Source organism: Burkholderia sp. KCJ3K979 (assembly GCF_016759955.1).
Lineage (GTDB): Bacteria > Pseudomonadota > Gammaproteobacteria > Burkholderiales > Burkholderiaceae > Burkholderia > Burkholderia orbicola.
In genome coordinates this window covers 87,762-101,858 of record NZ_JACFYV010000001.1, presented here as the reverse complement: position 1 = coordinate 101,858, position 14,097 = coordinate 87,762, and the positions used below count along the sequence as shown (strand labels likewise).

11 protein-coding genes are annotated in these 14,097 nt (G+C 57.3%); 2 read left to right on the top strand and 9 right to left on the bottom strand.

The window, feature by feature from the left end; translation table 11 throughout:
• The first annotated feature begins 113 nt into the window (after positions 1-113).
• Together H3O04_RS00460 and H3O04_RS00455 are read left to right on the top strand one after the other, a co-directional pair.
• A complete protein-coding gene (locus H3O04_RS00460; protein WP_202586822.1) occupies positions 114-1,451 on the top strand; it encodes an MFS transporter in 1,338 nt (445 codons plus the stop codon).
• A gap of 114 nt (positions 1,452-1,565) precedes the next feature.
• On the top strand, positions 1,566-2,633 hold the full coding sequence (locus H3O04_RS00455; protein WP_202586821.1) for an amidohydrolase family protein: 1,068 nt from the start codon (positions 1,566-1,568) through the stop codon (positions 2,631-2,633).
• Between the two features lie 267 nt (positions 2,634-2,900).
• On the opposite strand, the gene H3O04_RS00450 is transcribed toward H3O04_RS00455, so the two are convergent.
• The 9 genes from H3O04_RS00450 to H3O04_RS00410 all read right to left on the bottom strand — a co-directional run bounded on the left by H3O04_RS00450 (position 2,901) and on the right by H3O04_RS00410 (position 14,026).
• Positions 2,901-4,331 carry an aldehyde dehydrogenase family protein gene (locus tag H3O04_RS00450; RefSeq protein WP_202586820.1) on the bottom strand — a complete coding sequence of 477 codons (1,431 nt, stop codon included), beginning with the start codon at positions 4,329-4,331 and terminating at the stop codon, positions 2,901-2,903.
• Positions 4,328-5,872, bottom strand: a complete 1,545-nt coding sequence (locus tag H3O04_RS00445; RefSeq protein ID WP_202586819.1) for an NAD(P)-binding domain-containing protein — start codon at positions 5,870-5,872, stop codon at positions 4,328-4,330. The genes H3O04_RS00450 and H3O04_RS00445 overlap by 4 nt, the downstream gene beginning before the upstream one ends.
• 231 nt (positions 5,873-6,103) lie before the next feature.
• Positions 6,104-7,078 (bottom strand): Bug family tripartite tricarboxylate transporter substrate binding protein, encoded by a 975-nt coding sequence (locus tag H3O04_RS00440; RefSeq protein WP_237666101.1) that lies wholly within the window; start codon positions 7,076-7,078, stop codon positions 6,104-6,106.
• Positions 7,079-7,176: 98 nt separating this feature from the next.
• Entirely contained in the window at positions 7,177-8,553 is a 1,377-nt protein-coding gene (locus H3O04_RS00435; protein WP_202586818.1) for an MmgE/PrpD family protein, read from the bottom strand.
• Between the two features lie 361 nt (positions 8,554-8,914).
• Entirely contained in the window at positions 8,915-9,997 is a 1,083-nt protein-coding gene (locus H3O04_RS00430) for an amidohydrolase family protein (protein WP_202586817.1), read from the bottom strand.
• 78 nt (positions 9,998-10,075) lie between these two features.
• On the bottom strand, positions 10,076-11,914 hold the full coding sequence (locus H3O04_RS00425) for an NAD-binding protein (RefSeq protein WP_202586816.1): 1,839 nt from the start codon (positions 11,912-11,914) through the stop codon (positions 10,076-10,078).
• 46 nt (positions 11,915-11,960) lie between these two features.
• Positions 11,961-13,328 (bottom strand): MFS transporter, encoded by a 1,368-nt coding sequence (locus H3O04_RS00420; RefSeq protein WP_237666100.1) that lies wholly within the window; start codon positions 13,326-13,328, stop codon positions 11,961-11,963.
• A gap of 195 nt (positions 13,329-13,523) precedes the next feature.
• The gene (locus tag H3O04_RS00415) at positions 13,524-13,748 is read right to left on the bottom strand and encodes a rubredoxin (RefSeq protein WP_237666099.1); all 225 of its coding nucleotides are present in this window, start codon (positions 13,746-13,748) and stop codon (positions 13,524-13,526) included.
• 80 nt (positions 13,749-13,828) lie between these two features.
• The gene (locus H3O04_RS00410; RefSeq protein WP_202586814.1) at positions 13,829-14,026 is read right to left on the bottom strand and encodes a hypothetical protein; all 198 of its coding nucleotides are present in this window, start codon (positions 14,024-14,026) and stop codon (positions 13,829-13,831) included.
• Between the last annotated feature and the right edge of the window lie 71 nt (positions 14,027-14,097).

The following is a 14,097-nucleotide window of genomic DNA, read 5'->3' as shown; positions in this document are numbered from 1 at the left end:
ATTCTGAAAACGTTGACCATGTCAGAAAATCGGAATAGATTTGGTTCTACTGGTCGAGGGAAGTGAATTCACCGCGACCACAAGAACGGATATGAAAATCTCGGAGACAAACGATGGCAAGTCCAGCATCGCCAACGACGCGGCAGAAACGCCTCATCATCGCATCCACGTTCATCGGGTCGACGATCGAATGGTATGACTTTTTCATCTTCGGCACGGTTTCGGCCCTGTTTCTGAACAAGCTCTTCTTCCCCGCTGTCGATCCTACGATGGGAACGATTTTCGGTTTCATGACGTTCGCTACTGCATGGCTTGTACGCCCCATTGGAGGAGTAATTGCAGGACATCTGGGTGACAAGATCGGTCGCAAGACGACATTGCTGTGGAGTTTCATCATCATGGGGGCGGCGACGACCCTGATCGGGCTGTTGCCGACGTATGAAAGCGCAGGCTACGTCGGTGCCATCCTGCTCGTGCTGCTGCGGATCGTGCAGGGTCTGTCGGCCGGAGCCGAATACGGTGGTGCGATCGTGGCGGTCGTCGAGCACGCTGACGAGAAGCGTCGCGGCCTCTTCGGCAGTGTCCCGCAGAGCGCGGCGTTTTTTGGTCTGCTGCTCGGCAATCTTACGTTTCTAGCCATGACGACACTCGACAAGCAGGCGCTGATGGCATGGGGCTGGCGCGTTCCGTTCATTCTGAGTGCCGCCATGCTGCTGGTTGGTATCTACATTCGTAACCGGGTGGCCGAGTCTCCCGCATTTATGAAGGCAAAAGCGTCTGGCAACATCGAAAAATTCCCGGTGATGACCGTACTGCGAGAGTATCCGCGTCAACTGCTCGGCGTCCTGTTCGCGCAGGCAGCGCCAAACACGTTTTTCTACACCTGTGCTGTCGCCATGGTCTCGTACGCGGTCTTCAAGCTCAAAATGGCCCAGGCCGATATGCTCATCGCAGTATCCATTGGTGCAGCGGTCGAGATGGTGATGATCCCGATCTACGGCATCCTGTCCGATGCGATCGGTCGCCGAAAAGTCTTCGTCTGGGGCATCGTTGCGCTTCTCGCGGGCGCTATCCCGTTCTGTCTCGCAGTGGAAGCACACTCCTACGCCGGCATGGTTGCCGGCTACATCTGGGTTCTTGGCGTCGGTCATGCAGCATGTCACAGCTCCCAGGCGTCGCTGTTTTCTGACATGTTTCCCACCTCGGTACGGTACACGGGCATCTCGGCCGGTTACCAGATGTCTGGCGCCATCTTCGGAGGTCCGTTGCCGATCATTGCAACTGCGCTTATCGCTTACCAGCACGGAGGAATCCGGGTCTTTTTCGGGTACACCATGCTCATTGGCATAGTTAGTCTGATCGCTATCATGGCAAGCAAACCGCACTACTCGCTGGTGGGAAAAATCGAGGTCCAGCCGCTCAAAAATCGACAGATCAACACGTCGCATTAACGTGTCCGGATGTCAAGATCGCAGCTAGTGACGGACCGTAAACCGGCTCTATACGCTCGGGGCAACCGTACGTCACGGTTGCCCTTTTCACATCCAAACCATCTCATATCACGCATGCCTGACGAATCGATTGAAGCTGTACTCAAGGCGCACCCGACAGTACGAAGTGACTGGCTGGCATTGCGCTCGGAAGAGATTCTCGAACCCGAACTGGTGATTGTAGATCCCCACCACCACCTGTGGGATCACCCCGGTGATCAATACCTGGCAAGCGAAGCCATCGCTGACTTTTCGTCGGGTCACAACGTCATCTCGACCGTACACGTACAGTGCAGAAGCATGTATCGCGAGCACGGTCCGGAATCGCTAAAACCGGTTGGAGAGACGGAGTTCGTCCGGCAACTCGCAGCGGGAACAAGTAGATCGGACACGTCGCTTCAGATCTGCGCTGGAATCGTAGGCACCGCGGATCTGCTGCTTGGTGACGACATCCAGTTGGTGCTCGAAGCACATATTGAGGCTGGCGCTGGCCAGTTCCGGGGAATACGCCCGACGGTCGTATGGCATGAGAGCCGCGAAATCTTGCCAGTCGCCAACCCTAAAGGCGTACTGAGGGCAACACCAGCGCGCGCGGCTGTCTCCCACATCCAGAAAATGGGGATGACGCTAGACTTATGGGCTTTCTTCACGCAACTCCGAGATGTGGCTCAGGTTTGCCGTGACCACTCCGATTTAACCGTGGTCATCAATCATACGGGTGGTCCGCTGGGTATCGGCCCGTACAAGGACAAGCGGGCGGAGGTCTTCGCGGAATGGCGCTCGCGAGTCGAGGAACTCGCCGCTCTCCCAAACACGGTAATGAAGCTAGGCGGCCTCGCCATGCGATATGCCGGGTTTGGATTCAACGAACGTACATTGCCACCGTCGTCCGACGATCTGGCTGCGGCATGGAAGCCTTACATGCGTCTTTGCATTGAACTCTTTGGTCCCGAGCGCTGCATGTTTGAGAGCAACTTCCCGGTTGACAAGGCTATGTGCAGCTACAGTGCTCTCTGGAACGCCTACAAGAAAATCGCTGCCGATCTCACCGCCGCCGAACGCCGGAATCTGTTCTCAGATACCGCAGCACGAATTTATCGTCTTGATCTGCCCCAGCTTCCCGTATCCATCGCAAAGTCCTAACAGCCGTCAGCACGCTGGACGAACCGAACAGCGTGCCAAGCGAGCTCAGTGCCTAGGCGCTGACCTTGGGGCGACCCTCATCCTGACTACACATGGACGGATGAGGAAACCGGCGACATTGTTGTCAACATCGAATAAAAACCGGCGGACTCGCGCCGGCAAACCGTGGGCTTTGCGCCGCCTCTCTATAAGCTGCTGCAGGAACTACCCACTGTGGACGCGCCGATCTCTGATCTGACTCGGGCTCTCGGCGCAATGAAACTTAACTTATCCTGCTGAGCTCGCGAACCCGAGCATCGCCTTCACCTCGAGATATTCTTCAAGTCCGAAGATCCCCATTTCGCGACCATTGCCGGACTGCTTGTAGCCACCCATGGGCGCCACGTTATTTGATGGCGCACCGTTGAGAAAAATGCGGCCGGCCTGCATGCGTTCAGCGACCTGGCGAGCCTTCTCCACGTTCGACGAGAAGATATATCCGCCCAGCCCGTAGCGGGTTCCGTTGGCAATTTCGACAGCATCATCGATATCGCGATATGTGATGACGGAAAGGACGGGGCCGAAAATTTCCTCCTGTGCAATCGTCATGTCTCGGCGTACGTCCGAGAATACCGTTGGGCGAATGAAGAATCCTTTTTTTAGACCCTCTGGGCGACCTGGACCTCCCGTGACCACCTTCGCGCCTTCTTCGATACCGCGCTCGATAAAGTGCTGAACCCGTTCGAACTGGGCCCGATTGACAACAGGTCCAATAGTGGTTTCGGGATTCTTTGGGTCGCCTACCTTCACCGACTGCGCTTCCTTCCGGATCAGCGCAATCAGTTCGTCTGCCTGGCTTTCCGACACAAGCATGCGGGTTGGCGAATGGCAGGACTGACCGGTATTCGAGAAGCCTCGAGAAACATTGAATCGCGCAGCAGCGGCAAGATCCGCATCGGGCAGAATGATGTTTGCGGACTTCCCACCCAGCTCTTGGCATACACGTTTCACGGTGCCGGCCGCAGCCTGAGCCACCATCACGCCGGCGCGCGTGGACCCGGTGAAGGAGACCATATCGATGCCGGGATGGCGTGAGACCGCCTCGCCAACGGTCGGACCATCCCCGTTCACCAGATTGAACACTCCCGGTGGCACTCCTGCGGCGTCAAGCGCCTCTGCGAGCACGACAGCACTGAGGGGAGTAAATTCGCTCGGCTTTGCAACGACCGTACAGCCAGCTGCGAATGCCGATGCCAGCTTCTGGCACATCAACTGCAAAGGCCAATTCCACGCGGAGATGAGCCCGCAGACCCCGATGGGCTCGCGGCGAACTATGTTGTCGCCGAGCATATGCTCGAAAGAGTAGTCGCGCAGCGTAACGATCGCCTGACGGAATGCCTGAACCGCGGTGCCCGTCTGCCCCTTCAAGCTGCTGGGTGCACCCATCTCTTCGGTCACCGCATCCATCAGGTCTGACTCCCGCTTCAGCAGTGACTCAACGATGCTGCTCAGGATTTCCATCCGCCATTCTTTCTTCAATTGCGAGAAGGATGCGAATGCTCGCCGGGCTGCAACAACGGCCCTGTCGACATCCTCGGCACTTCCGAGCGTAACGTGCCCGTATCCTTCTTCAGTTGCGGGATTGATCAGTTCGAAGAGGCCCTTACCTGCAGGTTCCGTCCATTTTCCGTCGATGTAAAACCGGTCAAGCTTTTTCATGATCTCTCGATTCCTAGAAAAGATTCCATCCCGTAGAGGCGGCCGAGCTCATCGATCTGCGCCCCCGGTCCCAAAATTCGCGTTCCTGCCTCCAGCACGGTCCTTACAATATTGAGCAGAGGTATAGAAGCCCCGGTCGCACGACCCAAGCGAGCGATCAACTGTTGATCTTTCGCCACCGTTCTCAGGCTTGCGTCGGCGGTAGGAGCACCTGTCTCGATGGATCGTAAGATCCGGTCCAGCGCGCCGGAGGCGCTCGCGCCCGTCGACAGGGCGGCGCGCAATGTGTCGAATTGCATGCCAAAAGCTGCTGCGACCGACAAGACCTCGTAAATGATCAGCCGGTTTCCCGCACCAAGTGAATTTTTCACAAGCTTGATTGCCTGCCCGGAGCCAGGTACTCCGAAATACACGACCTTTCCTCCCATCGCTTCGAGTACCGGCCTCACACGGGAAAACGCCGCGTGCTCCCCACCGCACATCGTAACGAGGCCGCCACTCCGGGCTGCATCCGGGCCGCCGGTTACAGGAGCGTCGATCATCGCGACACCCGCCCTTGAAAGTCGCTGGCCAAAGCGAGCTGTATCGGCCGGGCTGCATGTCGTCTGGTCAATCACAATCTTTCCGCTTCCGAGGGACGCATACATGCCATCGACGCCAAACAGGATCTGTTCGACCTCTTTCGCACTGGGAACGCAAAGAAAGATCAGGTCACATACGGCAGCAAGAGAAGCGACATCTGCAGCCGCGAGTGCACCTTCCCTTGTGAGGCGCTCGACCTTTTCCGGATCAGGATCAAAAACATGAAGCTCTCGAGCGACCCGTAGCGCCTGCATTGCAAGAGCGCTGCCCATTGCCCCAAGCCCAACATAGCCAATGACAGGTGAAGCCGTAGCATCGTTTCCGGCACATTTATCTGCCTTACTGGTGACGACCGTGTCCCTTCGTAGCCCGACGAGCCGCTCATACCTGGTGAACGGATCGTCAACAGGCCTCTCGTTGCCAGCGCCATCCCCCGCCCCTAGGTCCAGCAGGACCATCGCAGCCGACGTGAGCGGAAGCGGCAGGCCCAGAGGCATTGCTACTTCGACAAGGTTTTCCAGCATTTTCGTGACCGACGATGAACTAACGGTTTCATCGCAATCCCTCTGGACCAGGTCTTCAAAAAATATCTCTGCCTGCCGGCTCCGACCGCTGCTGCGAGCAATCACCGACGCAACCAGGTCTACGGGCAAGCCCGCACGCAATCCCATCCCCGCCGCCTCAATGCTGACCATCCGGCTGACCGAGCAGATTGCATTCTGAATCAGCGAGATCAATTGGGCGTCTTCCGTACGAGTTCCGCAATACACGGTGTCCAGTCCCAGACCCGCGAAAATCCACGCGGCCCCTTCACTCGCAGCGACGTCCCCGGACAGAAAAACTCGTCCGCTGGCCTTGTCATCAAACGATAAGGCTGCCGATACGACCGGCGCATGCACTGTCGTCCTGAAGTACTGATCTGCTTCGTCTGGATATTCGTCCGCGAGCATCACGAACATGACGCTTGTTCCTGGCGTCCAGTCTCTGAGAAGCCGGCCCCTTAACTCCAGACTAACGTCAGATGCGATCAGAACGCAGATGCTATCCCGGCTTAACAATTCGACGCTTTGTTTGTCGCCTGCGCTCACCCACGTCAGGGCGTCCAGTTTCTGTAACACAGGCAACCACCTTCCAGATGGCTTTCCGACGCAGGCGACCGATTGCATCACAAGCTCCTCACTTTTGCACATTTACTGCTTGGGAATTCCCATCGTCTTGATCATGTCCTGATTGTCGGTCAGATCTTTTGTCAGAAACGTCGCGGAATCCGCAGTCGTCTTGTAGAAGGGCTCAGTCCCTTGGGCTTCCAGCTTTGCCTTCAAAGCCGGATCAGCGAGCACCTTCGCCATAGCGTCGTTTATCTTCTTGACCACGTCCTTGGGAGTTCCTGCTGGCGCGAACAATCCGAGCCAGTAGTAATAGGTAAAGCCCGGCAGGCCTTGCTGAGCGGTGGTGGGAACATCTGCGAGCACGGGCAGGCGCGAATCGCTGGTGACGGCAAGTGCCTTAAGAAGGCCCCCGTGAATGCCGGCAGCGCTACTGCCATACGCGTCAACCATGAAGCTCACCCGTCCCGCAATCACATCCGGCATCGCCGCGCCGTTGCCTTTGTAGGGCACATGCTGCATCTGGAGATTTGCCTGCTTGAGCAGCATCGCAGCAGCGATATGCGTCGTCGTCCCAATCCCGGCCGAACCAAAGCTGATTTGCCCAGGATGCGCCTTCGCATCGGCGACGAGATCGCTGAAGCTTTTGTAGTTCGACTTTGCGCCGGCGACGACGAGGGCAGGAGAACGTGCGAATGTGCCCACAAGGGTAAAGTCTTTCAGGGCGTCATATCCTGGTTCCTTGTTGACCGCTTCCTGGATGGAGAGTGTGCTTCCAGTAGACATCAGGGTGTATCCGTCCGCCGGTTGCTCCTTCGTGTATCGAATACCCACCAGCCCACCCGCGCCAGTCCGGTTGTCTACGAGTACCGACTGCCCGAGCACCTCACCGAGTTTTTGCGCAACGACCCGGGTCGTCACATCGCCCCATCCCCCGGCGGAGACGGGGACGATAATCCTTATCGTTCGGGACGGGAAATCGGCCGACGAAGCAATGCTAGAAAAAGTGCTGGTCGCAGCGACAAGCATCCCGATCGCAATCTTGTTCAACGTATTCATCTTGTCTCCTCCTTACAGTTTCGCGCGACATCAGAGTGTATGAAGGTTGCGTTGCGCGATGGTTAAGTCAATTGCGCCGATGAGGCGCAAGTCTCCTCTTAGGACGGCATATCTGCTCTTATCGTGTCCATCAAATCTCGGATGGATGTCAGGGCATTTATGTCCTGAATCTGGCTGAAGCTTGCGGCCACATGCTTTGAGCTCACCCCACCGTATGGCATAAGCGCTTCATACTTCTGCCTTAGTTCAGCCCAGTGAATGCCACGGACCGCTGCGCCTTTTGGTGCCCACACAGAGGCCTCGTGGACCGCACCATCTACCGCTGTTATCCTCACGATCGCGCCGCTCTTGAAGTTCGCCTTGTTCGGAACTTCATAGTCGAGCCGCGTGACTCGATCGAAGAGCGAACGGATGCGCGGATCTGCGATCTTTTCTGGAAGCGCATGCTGCCAGCCGTACTCGCGGTCTGCTGCTCCCGCGGCAGCAAAGTAGAAGGGGCTATGGGCGATACCAATCAGATCAGTCGGGTGCTTCGGCCCGGGAAACGGATAGTCAGGGAGCGTGAATTCGATTTCCTTGATGTCGGCCACATCAAGATCACCCTTTTCTGCCGCGATGGCTGCGGCCTCCGCTACCGCATGGAACGGAGAGCCGCCTGGTACCAGCTTGATGCCGAGTTCTGTCCTGAGACTCCACTTTGTTCCTAGCTGCTCTACTGCATCCTGTGCGTGATTGCCCGTACCAAGCGTATCGAAGAAGCCTCTCGACATCTCGAATCCAGCGAGATCCGCAGTGTATCCGTGTCTAGCCGCTTCGGCTGCCGACACGCCCATCATCGCCGCGTTGCCCGCATGGTATTCGCGCGCGAGGCTCGTTGCAGCGACAGCATGCAGTCCTCCCAACGACGTTGCCGCGAGAACCAGCGCATGTGCAGCCTCATCCGGCTGTAGCTTCAGCAGGCGCGCCGCGGCGGCGGCCGCAGCGAAAGTCGCAACCACGCAACCATGAAAGCCCTTGCGCTGCAGGCCTCCAATCATCGCCGTGTTTATGTTTCCCGCAACTTCATAGCCCGCGATTACAGCTTCCAGCACCTGAGCCCCACTTGCATTGCACGCTTCACCAACGGCAATAGCGGCGGCGCAAGCTTGCGTGCCACTGTGAACGATATTGCGGAGGTCACTGTCGTCGGACGCGGCCGCGTCACTCATGAGGCCGTTCAGGCGCGCTGCGGCTACGGCTGGCAACCTGTCCCAACCACCAAACCAGACAGTACTGACAGGGAATCCGCCGCGTTCCTTTTCGAGCTGGCGGATCAGCTTGCTTGATTGCAGGGTCGATCCCAAAGCTGCGCTCGCCAGGGTACTGGCCACCAGCATCTTTCCGTGTTCTGCGACGTCGCTCGGGAAGGTTTCGAGGCTCGCATTCGCGATGAACCGACCATAGCTCTGTGCGACTGTTTCAGTGCGATAAGACAAATCCGTCTCCTGTTAATCTTTTTTTGCTGGGCTCCGCCTGCCGACGCTCCTAGATCGACGTGTCCAGACGCGAACTAACCTTCTTGCTGACGGAACCTGTTCTGTTCACTTTACGACCGCCACAGGATCAGAGTCAACACAAAAGAAACCCGTTCCACTCATCGAAACGAAAGAGACTGGAGGAGAATCGCGATTCTGCTCGTTGAGCAGGCCAGACTGCAGAAATGAATAGGATTGAACCGCCCTATCGGCCAGGAGGTTTAGCGCCGATACCGGCTGGGACTCGAGGGTGGCCCTGCCCGACACAGCCGACAGTTCCGGCGTCTGAAGCAGGCAGGGATACTGGAATCTTATGACTACGTCACTCAATCGGCTGTTTGAGTCTGTAGACCCGCGCCGCTGTGCCACTGTAGAGCGCCTGCTTTTCTGACGGTGAAAAGCGCTCGGTGATCCGCTTGAAGGCATTCCAGAGAACGCCATACCCGCATGTCTGCTTGTCCACTGGAAAGTTGCTTTCGAACATGCATCGCTCCGGGCCAAACAGATCTATGCAAGTTTCGACGTAAGGCCTCCAGCACGCTGCCAGATCCTCGGAAGACGGCGGCGTATCGCGAAGATGGAAATCCCATCCTGCGTAAAGCATCCCCAACCCGCCAATCTTGACCGATACGTTCGGGCAACTTGCAACCTGCTTCACGTTCTCTCGCCAGGCGTCAAAGACGGCTGTGCGATCAGTATGCGGGTCAACGCCGAGGACACCTCCAGCATGATCCATGACTACCGGCGCATCGGGATAATCGCGCAGAAGCGAAACCAGGTCTTGCAGTTGCGGGTAGAAAAGCCAGGCGTCAAAGGTGAGGCCCATTGGAGCAAGCCTGGCGAATCCGCGCCGGAAAGCGGCATCCGAAAGAAGATGCGGCTTTGCGAAGGTCCGCCCATACGCGGCGCTCCCGCTGTCCCAGGTAGCGCCATGCCGGATGCCCTTGAGCCGATTACCTCCAGCCTCTGCCATCGCATCGAGCACGGGCTGCACTTCGTCTCCAAGAGTGAGATTGGCATGTGCAATGATTCCTTCGCACAGTCGCGGCCCAACGGGCGCCTGACTCGCCCAAGCGTCCGCAAACGAACGTGCGAACTCGACCTCGCCGACCGGCTGCATCGACTCCGGCCCCTCCTTCCGGTATCCGGACTTGAACTGCACGAACACCGTCGCCTCGATACGGTGCCCGCTGGAAAGATCTTGCATCAATTCCGAGGACATATAGCGTCCACGTTCGTCATCCCATATGTGGTGGTGAGGATCGATGATCGGAAGATCCGGCTCGAGCGCATCTTCGTGCACCAGGCCACTCCATCTCGCCAGTTCGTCGATCTGCCGGTGGGTAGTTCCCTTGAATGCCACACGTGCAGTCCCTGAGGGCTGCGTCACTTCATTCCTGTCCATGCTGAGTGAACCTTTGCGATGAATTCCACTGGGGACCAGACGTCAATGCGCATCTTCTAGCGCGCTCGAACGATCCGTCTAAGCATTGGTCGATCCGCCACTCCTCACTTCGACACCTGCCCATCGTTCATACTGTTGCGCCACGGTCGTGACGTCATCAGTCGGACGGGTGCACGCCTGCACGAGACCGTAGATACCTCGTACCTTGTCAAAGATCCAGGTAGTCACTCCGAGTTGACGAGCCTCGTCCGTCGCAGCAGTAAGTCGGTCGAACGTCTCACCCAGACTGAGTCCGTAGTTGAATTTGCGTGTTGCCACCTCGCCAGGCAGAATTCGCGAACTTGCCGCATTGCGCCCTGTCTCGATACCCATGATCTTCGCCATCTGTTCGGGCGTCAGTCCCGCTTTCGCGCCAGCAACGTACGCTTCGCTCGTGACCGCCAGCAGCGTCGCGAACAACGACGTATGAATATTCAGCATCAGATGTGCAGCGCCGACTGTTGACCCCATATGGAAGGCGTCACGACATAGATTCACGATCGCATGACCTGCGGCTTGAATAGCTGACTCGTCCCCTCCGACGATAATCACTCCGTCGCCCGCCGTAAGCTCGCGTTGCGTGCCGGTGTGTAGAGCGTCGCAATATGACATTTCCGGACCAAGAAGCGCCTTCATCCGTACGGCTTTGCCCACGGCCATCGGGTACATGTTTGTAACTGCAGCCTCCCCTGGAGCGGCATCTACGATGCGAACAGCAATTGACTCTACGGATTCGTCGTCTGCTACGCCTAGGAGAGTTACGGTGACCTTGGAGGCATATGGCAATCCCAGGCGAGTTCTTTGCAGTTCTTCCTCCTCCTGCAGCCTGTTGTATCCCGACGCGACCAACCTCTCGGCCACTTCACGCACGGCGGCTTGAGCGCAGATCAGCACCAGCGCCCGATGAGCCGGTTCAGGAAACGAAATCCGGCACGACGGCTCCTCATCAGGGCTGCAGACTTCGACACCAGCCCACGGTTCGAGGTATGTGATAAGGGAGGTGCCGTCGCGGTCATATCCTCCCTGCGTAGATGCGAACTTCCAGATCTGCTGGACTGCCTGACCCACCCACATTGGAACTCCTCGGCTCTGTGCTTCTTCGACGGAGAGGCTGATGTCCTTCGCCGTGATCGCCATCCGTGCACCGAAATCGAAGCGACGGGGCAACACTGAGCGCGCGAACTTGTTCCGTGAGGCACTGGAACTCGCGTCTCCGGAATTGATAACCTCGAGCATGCGTCGCGGCGCAAGTCCACCTTTGACGCCCAGAATGAACGCTTCGCATGTTGACGCCATTCCCGTCGCGGACAGCAGGTTGTTTAGTAACTTAAGCGTCTGCGCCTTACCCGATTCCTCACCAAGATAGAGCACCATGGCACTCGCAAGCGTCGCCATGACTGGCGCAACCTTTTCGTATGCCGCTCGAGGGCCCGAGCACATGATTCCCAATGTGCCGTTACCCGCGGTCGTGACATTTCCAGTGATCGGAGAATCGAGCAGCGCAATGTTACTGTCAGCGAGAGCTTCTGCTACTTCCTGGGCGAAATTCGCTCCGGTCGTCGAAAAATCAACCACGACGCGAACCGCAGAACCACCAGCAACACCGGCGTCACCGAAGAGGACATCCCGTATCGCCGGGAGAGACGGAAGACACAGCAGGACGATGCTGCATTGATCTGCCACCTCCCGGGCCGAAGCCACCGCCTGCGCGCCGCACTCGACGACTGAATCGACCGCGGAACGGTTGAAGTCGTTGACGAGAAGCCTGTAGCCCTGTCGGGCAAGGTGGCGCGCCATTGGCGCTCCCATCGCGCCAAGTCCAATGAATCCGATTGATGTGCCGAGATCGAATTCTGCTTTCAGTTCTGCCGTGTCCATGCACTTTTTTACCGTGGTTAATTCATGCCCCGAACCGGGATAACGATTAAATCGACGTATCCTGACGCTCCCGCAGCGCAGCGGCCGGCACGCCGACCAGAATGATCACACCTCCAGCGAGCGCAATTGCCGCAATGGTGTACAGCCCAATCGCAATGCTGTGGGTATTCGTCATGAGCCACCCAAGCCAGGTTGGCGTAAGAAGCGACCCTGCCTGTCCGAGGCTGCTCATTAACGCTATGCCCGCTGCGACCGATCCGGCCGAGAAATATGCCGGTGGAATTGTCCAGAACATCGTGCTACCTGCGTAGTAGGCTATGCCGAGCAACGAGAGGCATCCGATCGTGAGCATCGGGTTGTTGCCCACCTGAGGCAATAGAACGAGGCCGACTGCTCCTATCGAAATCGAGAAAAAATAGTGCCAGCGTCGTTCCACGTGTTTGTCGGAATGACGTGCGATCAGAATCATCCCGATTGCGCCAAAAATCGACGGTATCGCTGAAAGCATCGCCACATGCAGAATATCTTTTACCCCTGCACGATGAATAATCGTGGGAATCCAGTAATTCATCACGATGCCAAGCATTGGTGTAACCAGAGAAGCGAGAACGACCACATAGACTCGTGGGTCCCGGAGAACCGCGAGCAGCCCTTGATGGCCAGTTGAACCTTTGAACTTCCTGTCCGCCTGAATGTTGTCGATCAGAATCTGCTTTTCGTTCTCAGTCAGCCACTTCGCGTCCTTCGGCCTGTCGTCGAGATAGAAGTACGCGACGACGCCAAGCAGGACGGCGGGCAGCCCTTCAAGCAGGAAAAGCCACTGCCAGTCACGCAGTCCCGCCACATTATTGAAGCTGTGAAGGATCCAGCCGGCGATGGGACCTCCTATGATTCCCGAAACAGCGATCGAAAGCAGGAAGCGCGAAGTGATCCGCGCCCTTCGGGCCGATGGGAACCAGTAGGTAAGGTAAAGGAGAAGTCCTGGGTAAAAACCGGCTTCGGCAGCACCAAGAAGAATGCGGGCAAGATAAAACTGGGTTGTGTTGTGGATGAACATCATCGAACACGTTACGGCACCCCAGAGGACCATGATGCGGGTCATGGTAAGCCTTGCCCCGATTTTCTCCAGCATCAGGTTGCTGGGCACCTCGAAAAGGACATAGCCAATCGAAAACAGGCCGACGCCCAGACCGTAGGCCGCGTCGGAAAGTGCAAGATCCTGAGAAAGTGACATCTTGGCGAAGCCAAGGTTGACCCGGTCGAGGTAATTTACGACCCAGCACAAAAAGAGAAACGGCACGAGTCTGAACGCTACCTTGCGATACGTGTGCTGTATCTGTTGGTCTGTCGCGACGGAGCTGGATGCGACGCCTTCGCCCCACTTTTCGATGGGCGGCTCCATTGACTGGTTCATGGGTGTCTCCTTCAACCGTCTCTGCGGCTGAGTCATTTTATTGCGAACTGTCAGCCCTTGGCCTCACTGGCCTGCACGCCGACATTCAACCTTTGTCTGCATGAATATTCGAGCGTGCGGTCCGGGCGGAAGTTGCGCTGCGGGTGTCGCTTGCCGTTCAGCAGCGGCACTGGCACAGGCCCTCACCCTGAAGACCTAGACTTCTACCATGTCGAAGTCAGCTTTTCCTACCGAGCACTCCGGGCAGACCCAATCGTCCGGTACATCTTCCCATCGAGTTCCCGGCGCAATGCCTTCCGACGGCAAGCCCTCTGCCTCATCGTAAATGAAGCCGCACAACGCGCATTGCCAGATCCTGAAGTCGGCTTGCGACTTCGAGTCAGCGATTTCCGTAGTCACTTCTCTCACCTCTGCACTCATGTTCGTCTCCATGACAGCGCGCGAGCGCTGACAACCCACATGCGAATGCCGGCCGTGTCGGCTGACCAGTGGCATCCGGCTCAGGCAGCTGCACAGATGACGCCAAAGAAATCTGGGCGACATTCGACTGCGCCGGCCTCTTTACGCGTGAGAGCGTCTTTCCACAATTTCCAGTCCGCAGCAGAAAACGCTTTCAGGCATGAGGCGATGGTATCATGGTTCTGACTGACAGCATCGATTTCACTGATTGAAACTTGTGAGAAGTAACGTGCAGTCATTGAAGCCCTGAGCATCCCGCGCGATACCGCGGTTTTGACGCTGCGGATGCATCACTGAGACAGGAGACGTA